Origin of the sequence: Citrobacter sp. MGH105 (assembly GCF_001037485.2) — a bacterium.
Classification (GTDB): Bacteria; Pseudomonadota; Gammaproteobacteria; order Enterobacterales; family Enterobacteriaceae; genus Citrobacter; species Citrobacter portucalensis.
In genome coordinates this window covers 2170357-2187042 of sequence record NZ_CP073048.1, presented here as the reverse complement: position 1 = coordinate 2187042, position 16686 = coordinate 2170357, and the positions used below count along the sequence as shown (strand labels likewise).

Genomic DNA, 16686 nt, shown 5'->3' with positions numbered 1-16686 from the left:
GTTACCTGTTGAATCATATCTCATCACCCAAGTGCAACACTTTCTGGATAACTTCTCCCATGCCAAAAGTATTTATTTGTGTGAGGATGCCCATGGACTCAATTGAAAAACACGAGTAAAAATAACATTTCACTTAGAGAGGTAACTCATGGATATTAAAGATAAAATCAACACCGCATTACTTTGTGACATTGCCATTCATCTTGACATCGATACTGACTTTGACCCGGAAATCGTCAAATATGCGATCACTTCCGGTCAAGACTGGATTCTTGACGCAAAATATTCTGGAGCATTCTCCGAAGGTTCAGGAAAGGCTGAGCGAGATTTTGTAGTCGAATTACTGTATGCCTATAGGGGGCTTTCTAAATCGTACCGTTTGCTTAGCTCAACAGAGCAAGATGAGCTTAAGAAGAAACACCGCTTGAATATTGTTGGTGATCAGATTCAATTGCCTGGTTTCGATGGAAACAACGAGTATGAATACGAAGGTATAATCGAAGCATTTCAGAAAATTGATCGCTTCCCTGAACAAAAACTTCCTCTTAATAATACTCATTTACATACAGTGCATCACTACAAGGCGCTGATCGAAGCTTGTAAAAAAATTAATGCCCTAGATCGCCAATGGGAACTGAGTTCTGCAGAGGTTAGCGAAATCTTATCTCAAGCCCCGTTAGCTCTTTAATTTTGGATCAATTTTTATTCTCGGATGAGGATAAATAACGTTTTATACCTACTAGGGGATGGATTTTGATTTTCTTTCCCCTTCAATTTCTCTTATTCCTCTAAAATTATTATTACCCTTCTCGATAACGGACAGCAGCGGCTTAATCCACAGCACAGCTTGACAATATGTCATTGAGCTGGTGGCAACGGTACTAGCATCGGCTGCGTCAGATTTGCCGGAATCGGCGTGCATTGCGCTGGCACGTAAACGGTGCGCGTATTCGAGCAACCCACCAGCAATGTCAGCAGGAACAGGCAGATCACAGGTTTTTTCACGGCGGAGAATCTCCCGGTATTCGATTACGGTTTCTTCGGTGCTGGTATTGATCAGAGAGTTAAGCCTGTTGGCATGTTCAGCAACCTGATTGAATCGATTGAAATTAAGAGCCTGAGTTGCTATCAACTTGCCCTGCAGAACGTTGTCACTTCTAAGAACGTCGTTATCACTTTTTATGCTTGTGACATCTGCACAACTCTTTATGAGAGCGAGTGACAGGCCCGCAATAACGATAATAACGATCAGAACGGGATTAATTTTCATTGTCCCAGCCCCCAGCACGTCAGTGCGCTTTCCTGGTCTCGTCGTTCTACCTGGCCATAGCAGCCATTTTTCTGGCCTTTGGTCAGACGACAGTCGCGGCCGCCGTCTTTAATCCACCAGCGGATCGCTTCACAAGCACCTTTACGGTCGCCAGCATTTATTCGCTTATAGAACGTAGACGGGAAACATTTTCCGGGGCCGATGTTATATGGGCAGAAAGACGCGATCCCGGCTTTCTGTGGTTCGGTCAGTGGTACTTTGATATTTCGCTCAACCCACGCCAGCGCCTTGTCGCGTTCTATGGCGTTCACCTTGGCGCATTTCTGGGCAGACAGCTTCATGCCCTGAACTACTGGCTTACCATCAACCACCGTGGCGCCACGGCAAATAGTCCAGATTCCGCCGCCGTCGCGATATGCTGTCAGGCTGTTACCCTCTTTCTCATCCAGAAACTGATCGAGAATCACGGGCGCGGAAGCCCCCGCAAGAATCAAACCAACGACCGCTGCACTCAGTTTATTCTTCAGCTTTGGTGGCATAGCCATTGCGCCGATCCTCCCGTTCTTTCCAGCGGAAATACCAGTTCACTGCGCAGGTGATAACGGTGCATGCGATACCGACAATAATTGCCCAGTCGCTCAGGCTTAACCCTGCAATTCTGTCGGCCAACATCCAGGACACCTCTTTTGCTGTTTTAGCTGTTTCGGCATATGCCTTCGCTGATACACCGCAGCCGGCAAGCGTGGTTCCTGATCCATATGAAAGTCTGCTGTAAATGGTGCTCATTCTGGTCATAGCCTCACCTCCGATTTTTCGGATGGCGCTGTGTGTGATGAAAGGGTCAGGCTTCACGGGCTGGATTTATCAACAATGCGTATCGAGGATGATTCCCGTGAGCCTGAATCAGAACGGGCTCTGCGCAAGCGCCTGTCGGATTGGGTTATGAGCCGCCCGTCAGTGAGCCCTGAATATGAAAAAGGCCACCAGAAGGCAGCCTTAATAAATGTGGTGTACCTATTTATTAATCAGATAGTTAAGACTCAAGATCAATTAAATAGCTATTCCCTTTAGACGTAATTCTATTCACTATCAAGCTGTCGTCACAATCAGACGTACTCTGCACAGCATTTACCAGACCCAACTCAGCGAGATCAGAAATAGCAAAATTCACCGCTTCCGCTGGAATGTGAGGAAGATCAGAAGATTGAATTGTTTCACGTGGTCCAAGAGCGCTTGCGCGACTCAGAATTTCGATATGAACAGATGTTAATTTCATTATGCCGCCTTTGTGTTGTCGTTTTGCTTGCGGCTATTGTAACACATTGATTTTGACGTAGATTGAATGGCCTAGTGCAGAAAAAAACCCGCTCGGTGGCGGGTTTCTTAACTCTGAACATACAATGCCCATCGTTAATGTCAAATATACACAAAAACGGCAACATTGCAAACATCATGACGCTAAATTACGCGATATTTATCACATCTTCACTTTTAGTCACCCGGTTCAGTTGAGAGCTTGAATAGCTCTCCTCCTGGAAACATTTGGTCACCAGGCTTTCATAAAATGGTTTCCAGCTATAACGCCACGTTCGATCAGGCAGACTCGGCAACTCAGAAAAAACACCTCGATAGGCAACCGATGATTTTGGCCTGCTGTATCCCCGCCCTTCGCAGCGCTTACATTCTTTGTAAACCGGTACGCCCTGCTGTTCTGTCGCTTTACGGTCAATCGTCTTACCTGTGCCGCCGCACTGACATCGCTTACTTAACTTTCCGGTGCCATGGCAGCGGGAACATAACGTTTGATCAGTGTCAGTTACATCGCGCTTTACCTCAAAGTCAGATGGTGACTGTCTCAGGTCTTTGGCCAATTGTGACAATCGCATTGTGTAATGGCTTTTAATCACGGTTTTAGTGGTTGTAAGCAACCCTTTACCACTACATTTTTGACATGCCACGCTATCAGCTGCTGATGATGAATAATCGTTATAGGCAAACCGGGCAAGGATACGCATGCAGAGGGGAAACTTTTTCCCTGACGCTTTACGAATGGCCATGGGCGCATGCTCTTTCGCGTACTCCGTTAGCCAAGCTATTGACGCCTCCCTGTCCTGGCTGCTGATACCAGCTTTGCCCAGAAACATTGCCAGGCCGATCCCCGCATCGGCCTGAGTCATCCCCAGTGCAGCCATTACATCAGTAACCGTCAGTTGTTCACTGGCTGTCGCTCTGCTGGTATCTGATATGTGCATACCTTTCGGCGCAAAAAATTTCAGTACATTATCCAGGTTCATACGGTCTCCATACGTTTAAGCTTTCGCAATTACGCCGATCGCCAGCGCCCGATCCATAAAACGCAGTAGCAACTCAAGCTGCGTACCATGCTTATGCTCGAATGCCGGTACATCGGCGTGTAACTCGTCGTGGCACTCTCTGCACAGAGGGATCACGAAGAGGTCATGGGCTTTTGTTGCTGTACCACCCAAACCGTGCCCTACGATATGGTGCGGATCATCTGCTGGCCGTCGGCAACACTCACAGGGTTGTGTTTTAACCCAGCGGGTGTACGTCTCATTTATCCAGCGGCGTCGCTTTGGCCTGAGCATGGAAGATTCTGGAGACTCCGGATCAACAGAGAGCGTGAGGATCTTCTTCGCCTTCTCCTGCACGAGGCTGGTTGCAGAAGCGGAAGGCACAATGTCGCTTTCCCTCATGACAGAGCGGATGTTTTCATCCGGAAGGCGTAGCCCCTTGTGCGCAACGCTTTCCGGTATTACATCAGCCAGGTCGTTCCTGACCATCCACCAGCACAGTTCAGGAAGCGTCAGTACATGCGACTCGGGAAAACCAGAATCACGCCGAATGACTTCCAGAATCCAGGATACCAGGTTACCGGCCGCTATACCTGCAAGCTGTTCGGTATACTGCCCGGACAAAGTGTGATCACAATGCCAGCACAGGCGAATACTTCCTGGTGAGTGCCGCATTGTTGTGAAGTTCTTGTCGTGCCACGATGAATGTGGCCACTGGCATTCAAACCGAGAACTCAGCCACTGCTCAAGGGAAGGAAGCCCACCGGCACGCTGAATAACCCGCTCATTCCCGAAGACCTGCCGCATTACCGGATCATCAGCCAGCGGCTGAATGGCTGCCGGAACAGCCCCGGTACTGAATGACGCCATTTCTTCTGGTTCAGGCTCGAGCAGAACGCGACCACGCATGAAGAGGTGCATCAGTTCCGCGCCGGGACGAAACAACACAATCCCCATACGATGGGCTACTTCAGGAGTTAACAAAGCCCTCACGCCGCCTGTCCCCCTGCAATATGTTCAGCCCACAAACCACCAATCCAGCGTACTCCCTTGGCAGTGAAACGCGTCTGGCTAAATGCGTGATTGGATGTGCTCGATGTTCCCGTCTTAACTTCAAATCTTCCCGCGGAAATGTGCTGCGCCATAGGGGTAAGTGTGCCGCCGAGGCGATACAGGATATTGCGTTCAATAAGGAACAGGCGGAACTCAGTTTCTTTTGCGTTGAGCAATTTGGCTACCTGCCGGAATGACATGGAGCCTTTTGCAGAGCAATAACGATCAACAAACTCCACTTTTGGCGCCGCAGCTGCCAGCTGGATGGTCAGTTGCTCTTTCTGCTCGGCTAAATCAGCAGCCAGGCGAAGCGCTTCCGGCAATGAGCGGGGAACACTGACACTCTGCCCTTCTTCCAGTTCCTGCCACCGATCAACAACCGCAGCGGTAAATTCTGGTGACAGTCTGGCAACAATCACCAGAGAGTCGCGTTTGTTAAAACGATACTCCTGGTAAACATTGCCGTTATGCTCAAAATCGAACTGCGCCAACGGCGCGGTTAAAATTCCCGCAGCAACAAGACGCTCAGCCGAGCGTTTCACGTCACTGTGTTTACTCTGAACCAGATCCGCAATATCACGGCTGGACATTGTTACTACACCATTCACGATTAACTGGCTCATACTTTTCTCCATATCAGGCGGCTGCACCCGCCGGTTCATATCTGCTGATCGTTATCTCTACCCGACCTTTCGGCACTACGGGTCCCCATTCCACCAGCATGCGCTTAATCTGGCTGTCATCTTCCCAGACACCCGCATGCGTCAGCGCGTCAAACAGGGCTTTGTTGTAATTATCGATATCCCGGCGGCGCGCATCCGGCGGGTACAGAGTGATTTCTACCGCTGCCAGTTCAGTCGATGGCTTCGGGAGACGTCGTAATTGCTCAATGATCGCCACGCAGGCAGCGCTCTGGTATTTACGACCATCAGCGCTAATGAGGTGACGACCGGCCAGCGGCCCCTTGTTAGGGGCGCGCCAGTAAGTGTTCACGCTCGGAGGGAACGGGAGTACAAGTTTCATGCCACCTCCTGTTGTTGCACTGCACACAGTTCCGGAAGATTTGCCTCCACCAGCGCCCTGGCGAATGGTGGTGGTACCGCATTACCGCAGCGGGCTACCTGCTTATCTTTTGCGTAGCGATTTCCACGGTAGTCCTGATCAATAACGTATCCATCCGGGAAGCCCTGCGCTTTGTAGAGTTCATGCGGCTGCAACATGCGCATTCCGATATCAACGATCTGGTATTTAACCCCATCGATCGTTACCAGCCATTCATCGTCACTTTCCCCGCAATACGTCTCGAGAAATGTGCGTACCTCACCCACGTGTTGGCCACCAGCGGTGATTGTTGGCATGGGCACATCAAGGCGTTGCCCGTCGCGGCACGTTCCACGCAGTTTCACCAGATGAGAGGCAACTACTGCATGATGGTCGACAGTGGTTACTGAGTGCGCGGGTTCATCCATACTGACACCCGGTCCCGTATAGTTACCGCCGTAGTGTTTTGCCAGGAACGCGCTCACCGTCGCGAATTTATTTCCACCTGCAGTAACGGTCCCCAGCGGGTTATCCAGTCGCAGCACTCGCGGTTCTTGTCCAGGTCGTTCGCCATACCCCATCTGAATCAGCGTAGGCGTTACCAGTTGAGATTTACCGCCACCGCCAGCGGTGATGGTTGCGCTCGGTTCGTCTGCCCGGTGGCCGACGCTGGCCCCAAACTGGCGGGCTATCACTGGCGCAACAAGACAGGCGCGGGATTGCTTCAGAATGGTATGAGCAGGTTTATCCAGCGGGCGCGGTTTAGCCTGGTATTCACTACCACCATTACCCGCCAGGAATGGCGTCAGTGCAGCCTCAACAATCCCGAGTGCATGCCCATTCCCACCTGGACGTTTTGATGTGCCAGCGGTTACCGTCGGGACAGGTTCGGTAACGGGCTGCCCGGTTGCGCCAGTGCGGAATTTTGTCAGGTGTGGAACGGCTAACGCGTAGCCGAGTTTTTTAGTAATGGTCTGTAATGGCTCATTCAGCGACTGCCCGCGAAAAGCGTCATACGCATTTTTAGAGCTCGTGTGGTTACACTTCACGATAAACGGCGACGCACTTTCGATAACAAAGCGCTGTATGCCACGCGCGATCCGCTTCAGAGTGTTCTCCGCCAGCGGTTTTTTGCGGTCGAAAATGGACAGGGCCGGAACATTCCAGTCGATACATTCCGCAGCGGTACGCCATGGCATCAGCCTGCCGCTCTGCACCTCCAGAGACTTAGGATCCCCATGGGTGACAACAGGCCACTGGATTGGGCAACCATCGCAGCGCATGACCATGAAGAAGCGTTTGCGGATTGTCGGCGCGCCGTAATCACACGCGCGCAGTTCGCGATAATCAACATCATATCCGAGCCCATCCACCAGCTTTTGAGCCTGTTCGCTACCTTTTTCAATAGACAGAAACTCACAAACCTCAGCCAGTGCCGGGTGATCAGTAGGAATGCCAGTGGACAGCATGCCGACAAATGCCTCAAATGTTTCACCTGCTCGTGCCGGATCTGGGCGACTATTGCCAGGGTAAACCGGGCCAATAAAATCCCCCATAAGGGCTTCCGACAAATCAGGTTTAGGTGGGATGTCAATTAACGGACCCCACGTTTTAAACTCCTCCACGTTCTCCAGCATCATCACGCGCGGTCGCTTCGCCAGTGCCCAACGCAGAACAATCCAGGCCAGACCGCGTATCTCTTTTTTCACAGGCTTTGCGCCTTTTGCCTTCGAGAAGTGTCGGCAGTCCGGGCTAAACCATGCAAGGCCGACAGGATTACCGCCGGTGGCAGCTACCGGATCCACGTCAAATACGGATTCACAATAATGCAGTGTGTCCGGGTGGTTCGTCTTGTGCATCGCAATGGCGTTTTCGTCGTGGTTGATCGCAATATCCACGCTGCGCCCGATCGCCAGTTCAATACCCGTTGATGCGCCACCGCCACCAGCAAAGTTATCAACGATAATCTCACGCATGTGTTACCCCCCGCATGCTGCCGACAAGACCACGCGCAATTGTGATTATTTCGCTGGTGGCCGTTCGTTCTAGCCAGAGTTGATTGATGTTGGCTTTCAGCTTGTTCTGCTGTGATTCATCCAGCATGTCAGCGCCATCCACCTGATCGAATACAATTCCAACCTCCAGCGGCCAGATACGGGACTCGGGAAGCGGATCGGCTACTGGTTTCGCCTTCTCACGGATGTGCGCGCGGATCTGGCGAATATTGAACCAACTGGAAACATCCAGGCTCCCCATGGCAGCAATAAAATCAGTGCTGTTCATGCCGTATTCACCAGATGCCTCAAGGGCAACAGTCCGAATACGTTGAGAAATATCTAACCATGTAGAAGCATCACCCGATTTAATCGACAAAAGCCACGCATCCACACCGAACAAAATACTATCTCGAATAAGCAGCTTCGCTTTATCTATCGTTAATGGTGATACCTGAGTAAATTCCGGTGCTTCGACAGAATCCGCCGCCCAGGTATGCCCAAACTTCGATTCACTGAATGTATATTCTTCTTTATCGCCGAACGCAGCTCTAACGCATGCCCACGCCTCTACACCGCTGACATCAAAAATATCTTTCTGGGTGAGTGGCAACTCTACTTCTGGCTTATCAGCTGCAGTTGGTGTGGCAGTTGCAGATTGAGACTTGCTGGCGGCAAATTGCGCCAAAGCCATAAACGCCCGACCTTTTGCCTCCAGTTCTGTGCGGTTGATATAGCTGAACCGCTCACCACGCCATGACTTATCGAAGACAGCTATAGCACCGGCAAAAAACGCGCTGGTGGGTTTCTGTTTTTCGTCAGCAGGTACAAACCACACAGGCAGATCGAACCCAATGCGCCCACGGATGAATACGATGTGATCGGCATCTTCCGGCCACCACGTTTCGCTCGGCGCAGCTTTTATCAGGAATACATAACGCCCACCCTTTTCGCGCTGGGTTGCTGCGTAGTTCATGATGTGCGTCATGCCAGTGATCGCCTGTTTCTCGTGGTACTGCGAACGGCTATATGGTGGGTTGCCATAACCAGCGCCACCCAGTTCAGCAAGACGTTCAGACCAGTCCCGTGTCAGCGCATTATCTTCGGCGGTGTACCATGCCGGGCACTTCGCGTTGTCATCGTCAGCAAACAAGTCCAAAACTAATGGACCAAATAGCGCGTTGATCCCCCAAAAAAGCAGATCCGGTGTTCGCCACTGATCGCCAACTTCTTTCAATTCGTGGGCTGGTTGGCTACGTAGTGCCGCCAGCGAATGGCAATATTTATTTAACGTCATCCTCTGAACCCCTCTGGAATCGTTGTATCAACCGGACCAAAAGCCATCACATCGCGCTTTTTCGCACCCCATTCAGCGCGTTTAGGCCGTCCCTTCTGATCCCAGCGGGTAGCACTTTGCAGATAGCTCTCGAACTTTTTCGGGCCAAACAGCGTTTCCGGCCGCATGTACTGGTACTGCTCGTCGTTCTCGTGCCAGTGCTCATGCTTCAGGTCGATAACGAGTTGCAGGTCTGCAACGCTGTATCCCTCACGCAGCCGGGCGCGGATGTTCTCCAGGGATGTTTTGGATTTCTGATACCTGGATCCGCTGATCTGGTTCAAATGGGTCAGAACCAAAATTGCCTGGTCGGTAATCACAACTTCAGGGTCTGGTTGCGCCGCAACCGGACAAGAGGGTTTTGAAGTTACTTGTGGATCTTGTGTTGATTTTACTGACGGATCCCCGCCAGATTCTGACGGGTCAAAACCGCCGTTTTTGCCAGATTTCGACGGGTCAGTTTTTGAGGCGTCAAATTTTGATGCGTCAGATTTTGACGTGTCAGAATCTGACAGTTGAGAAAATGCGGCAGCCTGAAGTTTCGTCACATTCAGGCGGTACACGTTCGAAGCATTACGGTTACCATTACGGCGCTGTGTACGCGTGAGCCAGCCATCTTTTTCAAGCTTTGCGATTGCCGTTCTGATAGTGCTCGGCCCTGCGCCAAGCTGGCGAGCAATAGTTTCAATGGACGGCCAGCACACGCCCTCATCGCTGCTGAAATCAGCGAGGCGAGCCATGATCGCGACACTAGACAACTTCATGCCCGACGCCGCGCAACCATCCCATACGTAGCCGGTTAATTTAGTGCTCATGATCGTCCGTTATCTCCCTGAACTTTTGCCTGAAATGCTCAAGTGGGCTGAAGCATTCGTGCGGGTAGCCATCACGCAGATAGATAACGCGCTGTGTTTCTGGCTCCCAGCGGATAACACGGACTGGCACTCCGCGGTGGTCTTTGAACCTTCGGTTAAGTTCGCGCACAGGCGTTTTGCCCTCCGGTTGTAGACCCCCACAATTGAAACCGCCCTACTGTGGTTACACGGAACCCAGCGGTTTGATAATCTGCGTTCATACCGAAACAACGGAGTACCCGAAACCTGGATCATCCTGAGTTGCGGTAGACGGTTAAAAGCCGTTAAACTGCTCATGCGGATTATTTCTCCATACTCGAAGAGTTGTTCGCCAAGGCGCCCGGAGCTGCACACTCGCGGGCGTCACTCTTTTCAGCGACACAAAAAACTCGATAAAGAAGTGTTACGTGCTCCTGGAACTTCGCGATAACCTGATAGCTGTTTTCCTCAATCTGAGCTCGCTCATCTGCGTCAATCACCCCATCAGCCGTGGCTTTACGTACAAAATTAGAATGACGGCCTATCCATTCGATGGATTCCATCAGGCGCTGGTTGATATCGGCGTTATCCAGATCATCAACATCTGCCAGCGGTACAAATACGCCCTGAGAATGGCGCGCAACGGCATCAGCTATATGAGTTGAGCCACCAGCACGTTGTAAAACCATTGCCCAGCCCAGCGGGAATATCTGGTCGCCGTCAACACGAAGGCGGTTAAATAATGCGTTCTCTGTCACACCCAACCATTCCGCGGCCTCGGCATACCCGCCAGGCAGATCGGTAATCGTCTTTTTAATCGCGACCACCAGCCAGGCTGGCTGACGTTCGACTTTCCAAATTGGTTCGTTACCCACGGTTAACCCCTTAATTCTGTGGTTACTTTCATGCCGCTGATTTTTTATGCTCCAGTTCAGGCCAAATCTTTTCCCAATCATCCGGGTGAAGATTTTTTCTACTAACTGAGCCGCCAGATTGTGTTTCGATAGAAACAGATAGAGCAGCTCCCAACTTTTGCTTTTTGCTAATGGCTTTACGCAGGTACTCAAGAGAGGTTTCGCATCGTGCTGCAAATTCTCTCTGTTTTTCGAGCGACAAAGCGTTTAGGTAATTTCTTAACGTTTCCATCACGCCTCCTATGTTTGGAAATTAAATATACCTTTAAGTAAATACATGTCAATACTCGCAGGTCATTTACCTTGAAGTAAATTTAAGTAAGATGGAATTATGAAAAATGAATCGCCTGACATCTTCGAGTTGCGACGCCTCAAACTGCAGGAGTTGGTAACTCGCTATAAAACACAGAAAGAGTTTGCTGAAAATGCAGGGCTTGATCCGACTGTTGTCTCTCGGATGCTTTACCCTGTTGGTAAACCTAATAAGCGGAATATTGGTGAACAGGCGGCTCGTCAGATCGAGGATGCGCTGAAAATCAGCAGAGGATGGTTGGATGGTCTAGGCCCAACCTCAAATATGGATATTGATGTACCCACCCGCAATATCGACACCTATCGTGTAGAAGTTCTCGATCTTACTGTGAGTGCTGGTCCAGGGTCTTTCATGATTTCTGAGTTTGTTGAGGTTCTACACGCTATTGAGTTCACCACTGAGCACGCTCGTTCACTCTTCGGGAATCGTTCTCAGGATGAAGTTAAAGTAATGACTGTAGATGGCGACAGCATGTGCCCAACCATCCAATCTGGTGACAGGTTGTTTTTCGATATTTCGATAAGAAATTTCAAGGTGGACGGTGTTTATGCGTTCGTTTTCGGACAACACTTCCATGTGAAGCGATTACAAATGCAGGGCTTGCAGCTTGCAGTCCTGTCCGATAATCCAGTGTACAAAGACTGGTATATAACTGAAGAAAATCAGGATCAACTGTATATCATGGGTAAAGCTCTGCTCCATGAATCAATAGCTTACAATAAACTGTAGTTGCTATCTTTGGATAGTTGATACAGACCTAACACTTTATGAAATAACATATAACCCGGCCACTGAGCCGGGTTTTTATTGCCCTTTTCTCACCATCGCAGCGGCGTCTCGCAGAACACCTTTGTGGATCACATTTCCCACCGCACGTCGTTTTCTTTCCAAACAATCGACAATCGCATCACGGTTAATAACTACTCCGCCGATTATCAATTCGACAACTGCGCCGCCAATCTCGCCAGCTATGAATGCCGCACGGTCTTCTTCCAGTTCGTCACGTTCCATACCAAGCCCTCTCTGGTGTTTTTTTGAGCATAACACGCATCACCTCCTTAAATAAAATTCAATTAAAAGCAATTAGTTGTTATTAAGGTAAATAAAAATATACCAAAAGGTATTTACACAAAAATTACTCATAGGTATATTCAATTCATCAACAGCGGATAGGCAGGACGCCCACGATGTTGCCGCCGGTGACGTATGAATAACCGGATGATTCGCTGACAGGTGTCTTCGGGAGGGGGAACAGAGGCGCGGTCTGATTAACCGCAACTCGTAGTCAAATTCCTATAGCTGGTGGCGATACCCAAGCCAGGAATACCAAAACCTGCAGGAGTGTTAAGGGCAAGGGCTAATCACCCCCTTAGCACCCCGCCCGAAGATACCTACCACCGCGCCTGATGTGGTTAAAAGCAGGCCAAAGCAATAACAAGTAACTCCCTGTTCTGGCGGCCCGGTGTTTTCCCACTTGTCCGGTAACCGCCAGCCTTTTTCAGGGCACAACAGAAAAGGGCATCACCGGGCGACGGGCTCATAACCCAATCCACCCGGGCAAGAGGATGGCGGTTGCAGTCGCCTACAAATGCAGGTGCCCTTCTCTGTTGTGTATGGAGAAAGTTCGGCGGTTGCAGCCGCCTTAACGAGGGTAAAACTATGAGTAATGACCGCATGACCGTAGTGCCAGATTTTCTTGGCGAACTGGATGCCGGCGTGTTCATGAACAAAATCGCGGCAGCACTTAATACCACCGCGCTTGGCGTTCTGAACAACGGCAACAAAGGCAAAGTAGTCCTCACATTTGATTTTGAGCGCATGGGTAATTCCGTTGAAGAGAAGCGCGTCAAGATCAAGCACAAGCTGAACTACAGCACCCCAACACCGCGTGGTAAAGCCTCAGAAGAGGACACAACCGAAACCCCGATGTGGGTCAACAAAGGCGGGAAGCTAACCATCCTGCAGGAAGATCAGGGTCAGCTGTTCGGGATCACTGGCGCGGTGGATGGAAAGCTTAAAGCGGCTCAGTGATCCGCAACAACAAACTCACTGATACCACTTTGATCATCAGTTAATAAGGAATTTTTATGTCTCAGTTAGACAGCGGTACCTTCAAGCAGGTCAAAGACCTGGTTCTTTCCGGTTATCACCTGAATGATATTCAGGGCCTGGCTTGCCCGACCGCATTACTACCAGAGGGTACTGGCGTTGAAAGCCTCGAGCGCTTTTCTCTGGAGCGTTTCCGCTTTCGTGGCGCAATGACCACAACCAGTATTGACGACTTCGCACGTTATTCTAAAGGTTACGCCAGCGACAGTGAGCCAGCTCGTTGCTTCATTGACGCTGACAACATGACCGCCCGTTCAGTGTTCAACATCGGCACCCTGGATAATCCAGGTCACGCCGATAACGTTGCTTCAATCACCCTGAAGAAAACCGCCCCGTTCCGCGCGTTACTGCAGATCGATGGTCAACGTCTGAAGCAAAAGCAAATCGCTGAATGGCTGGAAGACTGGAGCGATTACCTGCTGGCGTTTGATGCTGATGGCAATACGATGCAGATTTCACAGGCGGCTCAGGCTGTGCGTCGTATCACTATTCAGCAAGCAACACAGCAGGACCATGAAACTGGTGATTTCGCTGGTAAAAAATCGCTGATGCAAAGCGTTGAAGCAAGCAGCAAAGACGTAATGCCTGTGGCGTTTGAGTTCAAATGTGTGCCGTATGAAGGTCTGGGCGAACGCCGCTTTAACTTGCGTAACAGCCTGCTGACCAGCGATGAACCCTGCTTTGTTTTGCGCATCGTCCAACTTGAAGCCCAGGAAGAAGAGATCGCCAACGAATTCCGCGATTTGCTGATCAGCAAGTTCGAAGGTGAATCAGTGGAAACTTTCATCGGTAACTTTAAAGCCTAATTGCTCTGCATTAAATCCCCGGCGCCGCGGGGATTTATTGAAGCGTAATTCCATTAATTATCGCCAACCGGCGAGGGATTCGTGCAACCAAAATCTGCGCGGTGCAGCGCGCCAATATGGAGAAAACCATGAGCTACATTCAGACATTATCCGGTAAAAAATTTAACTACCTGACCGCCACAATCGACGATATCGATGTTGAGGATATCGCGACTGCTCTTTCCAACATCTGTCGATTCGCTGGGCATCTTCCAGAGTTCTACAGCGTGGCCCAGCACTCTGTGCTTGTAAGCCAGATTGTGCCGCCAGAGTTCGCCTTTGAAGCGCTGATGCACGACGCTGCGGAGGCATATTGCCAGGATATTCCTGCCCCGCTCAAAGCCCTGTTACCTGACTACCAACGCATGGAAACTTATGTTGATGGTCTTATCCGCTTTAAATTCGGTATCTCTCTCGAACAAGCTGCTGTCGTGAAATATGCCGATCTAACCATGTTAGCCACCGAGCGCCGTGATCTGGAAATCGATGACGGTTCGAAGTGGGAAATTCTCGAAGGTATTCCCTGCTCTGATCTCGTTCAGGTTATCCCTCTCCGTCCTGGTCAAGCCTATGGCCTGTTCATGAACCGCTTTAACGAACTGGCGGAGCTGCGCCAATGCGCCGCATGAAGGTAAAAGAACTCGTTGCGGAGGCTTTTGCCTCCGTTGCTGAACTGCCACCAAAGCATGCACCGCTTATGCGCGAAGTCGCCACAAGACTGGATGCTACGTTCGCAGCATTAAAAGAGTCTCTGGTGCAACTGGAACAGGAACGTAAAGGTAAAACGCCATGACCGTATTTGAATATCTCCAGGCTCACCCCAACGCCACCAGCGCTGAAATAGCTAAGGGTTTAAACAAAAAAACAGCTTCGATCGCTGGTTCGTTATCGCAACTCTTTACCACTGGCAGGATCGTGAAGTCTGGTGTTCGCAAGGGCATTCCAACATACCGTGTTAACGATATGCCATTTGGGTGCAGTAACAGCCTAACCATGATGTTTAACCAGTTATTGAATAGAGCCAGACAGGGAGCAACACAATGAGTAAATCACTGAACGCACGTTGCATCCGTCGCTGGACTGTCGAATTTAAAAGCCGCTGCGATTCAAAATACAGTCCGTACTGGCGTAAGCACCACCTTCGCAGTTACATCCGGGAATGCGCCCTGACAACTGCCGACTGCATGGTCGAGCGTATGGCAGAGGATAATGCGATGGTAGATTTTCAGGGGGCTAATCGAGGGTGGTCGCCGGAGTTCTCTGCCTGGTACCACGAACGCCGTGAACAGTATCTCAAAGAGGCGCGCGACTATCTGAACGAAGATGCCACAAATGACGAGGTCGACGAGGAAATCCAGAACGAGCTGGAGGCATGGAATGACTAAAAGCACAAACCACCCGGTGCACGGTCCTGTATCTGTCGATCGCCTGCACCAGATACGCGAGCACCTGCAACATGATACCCAGTACTCAAACGGCGGGAACAGAGCTTACATTCTCGCTGATGTATTGAAGGTGATTGATGAGGCTATTTCGGCGTTTGGTTCTGAGCCTGTGGCGTGGCGATGGTTCCACCTAAATCAATGGCATGTTACCAATGACGAGGAGCGAGCAAGGGATTTATCCTGGGATAGCGTAAAGGTGACCCCACTCTATGCCGCCCCTCCAGCGCCGGTAGTGCCAACGTTCGATGAATGGCTGGCAATTCGCGGTGATAAGCCACTTGGTTGGGTCAAAGACGCGATGCGTGAATCGTATGATGCTTGCCGCGCCGCCATGCTTCAGGCTGGCAACTCTCCGGTAACTCAGGATGGTTACGTGCTGGTCCCGAAGAAACTAACCGCTGAGAACGGCGCAAAAAGAGTGCTGTCCGGTGAGTTTTCAGAAACGAAATTTATAAACTGCCCAGAGTGTTTTGGTGATGATGATTGCGAAACCTGCGACGGAAGCGGAAGAATTGAAATCACCGTTCCTGTCACATGGACGACCATCAAAGCTATTTGGGCTAAAGGTGTCGAACATTTCGCAGCAGCACCGCAGCAGGAGAATGTATAACGTGAACAATTTAATGATCGACCTCGAATCCATGGGCAAAAAACCGAATGCCCCTATCGTCTCCATTGGTGCCGTATTCTTCGATCCGCAAAGTGGTGAACTGGGTCAGGAGTTTTACACCGCTATTAATCTTGAAAGCGCTATGGAGCAGGGAGCGGTGCCGGATGGTGACACTATTCTGTGGTGGTTAAGACAAAGCTCAGAAGCACGATCAGCAATCTGTGTTGATGATGCGATGCCGATATCATCTGCCCTATCTGAACTGAGCCATTTCATTAATCGGCATTCTGATAACCCTAAATATTTAAAAGTTTGGGGCAATGGAGCTACTTTCGACAACGTTATATTGCGCGGCGCATATGAGCGTGCCGGCCAGGTTTGCCCGTGGCAATTTTGGAATGATCACGACGTCAGAACCATCGTCACATTGGGCAGAGTTGTAGGTTTCGATCCTAAGCGTGATATGCCATTTGATGGGGTTGCACATAACGCACTGGCTGATGCCCGCCACCAGGCGAAATATGTTTCAGAGATTTGGCAGAAACTAATCCCAACCACCAGCAACAGCTAAAGTTTTCCCCGGGTGCAGCCGGGATAATGGAGAAATAATT

25 protein-coding genes are annotated in these 16686 nt (G+C 50.3%); 10 read left to right on the top strand and 15 right to left on the bottom strand.

Annotation, left to right across the window (positions count from 1 at the left end; all coding sequences use genetic code 11):
- Positions 1-148 precede the first annotated feature (148 nt).
- Positions 149-688 carry a YfbU family protein gene (locus SK35_RS10460; RefSeq protein ID WP_048216144.1) on the top strand — a complete coding sequence of 180 codons (540 nt, stop codon included), beginning with the start codon at positions 149-151 and terminating at the stop codon, positions 686-688.
- A 51-nt stretch (positions 689-739) separates the two neighbouring features.
- Here SK35_RS10460 and SK35_RS10455 read toward each other — a convergent pair whose 3' ends face one another.
- From SK35_RS10455 to SK35_RS10390, 14 genes are all read right to left on the bottom strand, one after another.
- Positions 740-1270, bottom strand: a complete 531-nt coding sequence (locus SK35_RS10455; protein WP_048216143.1) for a hypothetical protein — start codon at positions 1268-1270, stop codon at positions 740-742.
- Positions 1267-1815, bottom strand: a complete 549-nt coding sequence (locus SK35_RS10450; protein ID WP_048216142.1) for a lysozyme — start codon at positions 1813-1815, stop codon at positions 1267-1269. Before SK35_RS10450 ends, SK35_RS10455 begins: the two co-directional genes overlap by 4 nt.
- Positions 1787-2065 (bottom strand): phage holin, encoded by a 279-nt coding sequence (locus SK35_RS10445; protein ID WP_016150433.1) that lies wholly within the window; start codon positions 2063-2065, stop codon positions 1787-1789. The genes SK35_RS10450 and SK35_RS10445 overlap by 29 nt, the downstream gene beginning before the upstream one ends.
- 238 nt (positions 2066-2303) lie before the next feature.
- Positions 2304-2546, bottom strand: coding sequence for a hypothetical protein (locus SK35_RS10440; RefSeq protein WP_075551253.1), 243 nt, complete (start codon positions 2544-2546; stop codon positions 2304-2306).
- Positions 2547-2733: 187 nt separating this feature from the next.
- Positions 2734-3564 carry an antitermination protein gene (locus tag SK35_RS10435; RefSeq protein ID WP_048216140.1) on the bottom strand — a complete coding sequence of 277 codons (831 nt, stop codon included), beginning with the start codon at positions 3562-3564 and terminating at the stop codon, positions 2734-2736.
- A gap of 15 nt (positions 3565-3579) precedes the next feature.
- Positions 3580-4575 carry a DUF968 domain-containing protein gene (locus SK35_RS10430; RefSeq protein WP_048216139.1) on the bottom strand — a complete coding sequence of 332 codons (996 nt, stop codon included), beginning with the start codon at positions 4573-4575 and terminating at the stop codon, positions 3580-3582.
- Positions 4572-5258: a phage regulatory protein/antirepressor Ant gene (locus SK35_RS10425; RefSeq protein ID WP_003034743.1), complete on the bottom strand. Its 687-nt coding sequence runs from the start codon at positions 5256-5258 to the stop codon at positions 4572-4574. The genes SK35_RS10430 and SK35_RS10425 overlap by 4 nt, the downstream gene beginning before the upstream one ends.
- A gap of 13 nt (positions 5259-5271) precedes the next feature.
- On the bottom strand, positions 5272-5658 hold the full coding sequence (locus SK35_RS10420; protein WP_003034741.1) for a RusA family crossover junction endodeoxyribonuclease: 387 nt from the start codon (positions 5656-5658) through the stop codon (positions 5272-5274).
- The gene (locus tag SK35_RS10415) at positions 5655-7652 is read right to left on the bottom strand and encodes a DNA cytosine methyltransferase (protein WP_048216138.1); all 1998 of its coding nucleotides are present in this window, start codon (positions 7650-7652) and stop codon (positions 5655-5657) included. The genes SK35_RS10420 and SK35_RS10415 overlap by 4 nt, the downstream gene beginning before the upstream one ends.
- Positions 7645-8967 carry a phage N-6-adenine-methyltransferase gene (locus SK35_RS10410; RefSeq protein WP_048216137.1) on the bottom strand — a complete coding sequence of 441 codons (1323 nt, stop codon included), beginning with the start codon at positions 8965-8967 and terminating at the stop codon, positions 7645-7647. Before SK35_RS10410 ends, SK35_RS10415 begins: the two co-directional genes overlap by 8 nt.
- Positions 8964-9821, bottom strand: a complete 858-nt coding sequence (locus tag SK35_RS10405) for a conserved phage C-terminal domain-containing protein (RefSeq protein ID WP_048216136.1) — start codon at positions 9819-9821, stop codon at positions 8964-8966. The genes SK35_RS10410 and SK35_RS10405 overlap by 4 nt, the downstream gene beginning before the upstream one ends.
- Positions 9811-9990, bottom strand: a complete 180-nt coding sequence (locus SK35_RS10400) for a DUF4222 domain-containing protein (RefSeq protein ID WP_003034732.1) — start codon at positions 9988-9990, stop codon at positions 9811-9813. The genes SK35_RS10405 and SK35_RS10400 overlap by 11 nt, the downstream gene beginning before the upstream one ends.
- Positions 9991-10162: 172 nt before the next feature.
- Positions 10163-10714: a YmfL family putative regulatory protein gene (locus SK35_RS10395; RefSeq protein ID WP_048216423.1), complete on the bottom strand. Its 552-nt coding sequence runs from the start codon at positions 10712-10714 to the stop codon at positions 10163-10165.
- Positions 10715-10742: 28 nt separating this feature from the next.
- Complete coding sequence (locus tag SK35_RS10390; protein ID WP_003839211.1) at positions 10743-10985, bottom strand: antirepressor protein Cro; 243 nt, start codon at positions 10983-10985, stop codon at positions 10743-10745.
- 99 nt (positions 10986-11084) lie between these two features.
- On the opposite strand from SK35_RS10390, the gene SK35_RS10385 reads away from it, so the two are divergent.
- Entirely contained in the window at positions 11085-11795 is a 711-nt protein-coding gene (locus SK35_RS10385; RefSeq protein WP_048216135.1) for a LexA family transcriptional regulator, read from the top strand.
- Between the two features lie 75 nt (positions 11796-11870).
- Here the strand turns inward: SK35_RS10385 and SK35_RS10380 are convergent, their stop codons facing one another.
- Positions 11871-12077, bottom strand: a complete 207-nt coding sequence (locus SK35_RS10380) for a hypothetical protein (protein WP_003839207.1) — start codon at positions 12075-12077, stop codon at positions 11871-11873.
- Between the two features lie 648 nt (positions 12078-12725).
- On the opposite strand from SK35_RS10380, the gene SK35_RS10375 reads away from it, so the two are divergent.
- The 8 genes from SK35_RS10375 to SK35_RS10340 all read left to right on the top strand — a co-directional run bounded on the left by SK35_RS10375 (position 12726) and on the right by SK35_RS10340 (position 16646).
- Positions 12726-13097: a hypothetical protein gene (locus SK35_RS10375; protein ID WP_001515608.1), complete on the top strand. Its 372-nt coding sequence runs from the start codon at positions 12726-12728 to the stop codon at positions 13095-13097.
- Between the two features lie 56 nt (positions 13098-13153).
- On the top strand, positions 13154-13981 hold the full coding sequence (locus tag SK35_RS10370) for a YfdQ family protein (protein WP_048216134.1): 828 nt from the start codon (positions 13154-13156) through the stop codon (positions 13979-13981).
- A 128-nt stretch (positions 13982-14109) separates the two neighbouring features.
- Positions 14110-14649, top strand: coding sequence for a hypothetical protein (locus SK35_RS10365; protein WP_048216133.1), 540 nt, complete (start codon positions 14110-14112; stop codon positions 14647-14649).
- Positions 14637-14813, top strand: a complete 177-nt coding sequence (locus tag SK35_RS10360; protein WP_001253786.1) for a hypothetical protein — start codon at positions 14637-14639, stop codon at positions 14811-14813. The genes SK35_RS10365 and SK35_RS10360 overlap by 13 nt, the downstream gene beginning before the upstream one ends.
- On the top strand, positions 14810-15064 hold the full coding sequence (locus SK35_RS10355) for a hypothetical protein (protein WP_048216132.1): 255 nt from the start codon (positions 14810-14812) through the stop codon (positions 15062-15064). Before SK35_RS10360 ends, SK35_RS10355 begins: the two co-directional genes overlap by 4 nt.
- On the top strand, positions 15061-15405 hold the full coding sequence (locus SK35_RS10350; protein ID WP_048216131.1) for a hypothetical protein: 345 nt from the start codon (positions 15061-15063) through the stop codon (positions 15403-15405). Before SK35_RS10355 ends, SK35_RS10350 begins: the two co-directional genes overlap by 4 nt.
- Positions 15398-16075, top strand: a complete 678-nt coding sequence (locus tag SK35_RS10345; protein WP_048216130.1) for a hypothetical protein — start codon at positions 15398-15400, stop codon at positions 16073-16075. Before SK35_RS10350 ends, SK35_RS10345 begins: the two co-directional genes overlap by 8 nt.
- Position 16076: 1 nt before the next feature.
- Complete coding sequence (locus SK35_RS10340) at positions 16077-16646, top strand: 3'-5' exonuclease (RefSeq protein WP_048216422.1); 570 nt, start codon at positions 16077-16079, stop codon at positions 16644-16646.
- Positions 16647-16686: the final 40 nt, after the last annotated feature.

Excerpts from the sequence above, each read along its gene's own strand:
- SK35_RS10350 (WP_048216131.1), top strand. The coding sequence starts at position 15,061 with ATGAGTAAATCACTGAACGCACGTTGCATCCGTCGCTGGACTGTCGAA.
- SK35_RS10360 (WP_001253786.1), top strand. The coding sequence starts at position 14,637 with ATGCGCCGCATGAAGGTAAAAGAACTCGTTGCGGAGGCTTTTGCCTCC.
- SK35_RS10425 (WP_003034743.1), bottom strand. The coding sequence starts at position 5,258 with ATGAGCCAGTTAATCGTGAATGGTGTAGTAACAATGTCCAGCCGTGAT.
- SK35_RS10405 (WP_048216136.1), bottom strand. The coding sequence starts at position 9,821 with ATGAGCACTAAATTAACCGGCTACGTATGGGATGGTTGCGCGGCGTCG.
- SK35_RS10380 (WP_003839207.1), bottom strand. The coding sequence starts at position 12,077 with ATGGAACGTGACGAACTGGAAGAAGACCGTGCGGCATTCATAGCTGGC.
- SK35_RS10410 (WP_048216137.1), bottom strand. The coding sequence starts at position 8,967 with ATGACGTTAAATAAATATTGCCATTCGCTGGCGGCACTACGTAGCCAA.
- SK35_RS10365 (WP_048216133.1), top strand. The coding sequence starts at position 14,110 with ATGAGCTACATTCAGACATTATCCGGTAAAAAATTTAACTACCTGACC.
- SK35_RS10450 (WP_048216142.1), bottom strand. The coding sequence starts at position 1,815 with ATGGCTATGCCACCAAAGCTGAAGAATAAACTGAGTGCAGCGGTCGTT.
- SK35_RS10420 (WP_003034741.1), bottom strand. The coding sequence starts at position 5,658 with ATGAAACTTGTACTCCCGTTCCCTCCGAGCGTGAACACTTACTGGCGC.
- SK35_RS10455 (WP_048216143.1), bottom strand. The coding sequence starts at position 1,270 with ATGAAAATTAATCCCGTTCTGATCGTTATTATCGTTATTGCGGGCCTG.
- SK35_RS10345 (WP_048216130.1), top strand. The coding sequence starts at position 15,398 with ATGACTAAAAGCACAAACCACCCGGTGCACGGTCCTGTATCTGTCGAT.
- SK35_RS10385 (WP_048216135.1), top strand. The coding sequence starts at position 11,085 with ATGAAAAATGAATCGCCTGACATCTTCGAGTTGCGACGCCTCAAACTG.
- SK35_RS10440 (WP_075551253.1), bottom strand. The coding sequence starts at position 2,546 with ATGAAATTAACATCTGTTCATATCGAAATTCTGAGTCGCGCAAGCGCT.
- SK35_RS10435 (WP_048216140.1), bottom strand. The coding sequence starts at position 3,564 with ATGAACCTGGATAATGTACTGAAATTTTTTGCGCCGAAAGGTATGCAC.
- SK35_RS10355 (WP_048216132.1), top strand. The coding sequence starts at position 14,810 with ATGACCGTATTTGAATATCTCCAGGCTCACCCCAACGCCACCAGCGCT.
- SK35_RS10375 (WP_001515608.1), top strand. The coding sequence starts at position 12,726 with ATGAGTAATGACCGCATGACCGTAGTGCCAGATTTTCTTGGCGAACTG.
- SK35_RS10370 (WP_048216134.1), top strand. The coding sequence starts at position 13,154 with ATGTCTCAGTTAGACAGCGGTACCTTCAAGCAGGTCAAAGACCTGGTT.
- SK35_RS10415 (WP_048216138.1), bottom strand. The coding sequence starts at position 7,652 with ATGCGTGAGATTATCGTTGATAACTTTGCTGGTGGCGGTGGCGCATCA.
- SK35_RS10445 (WP_016150433.1), bottom strand. The coding sequence starts at position 2,065 with ATGACCAGAATGAGCACCATTTACAGCAGACTTTCATATGGATCAGGA.
- SK35_RS10390 (WP_003839211.1), bottom strand. The coding sequence starts at position 10,985 with ATGGAAACGTTAAGAAATTACCTAAACGCTTTGTCGCTCGAAAAACAG.
- SK35_RS10460 (WP_048216144.1), top strand. The coding sequence starts at position 149 with ATGGATATTAAAGATAAAATCAACACCGCATTACTTTGTGACATTGCC.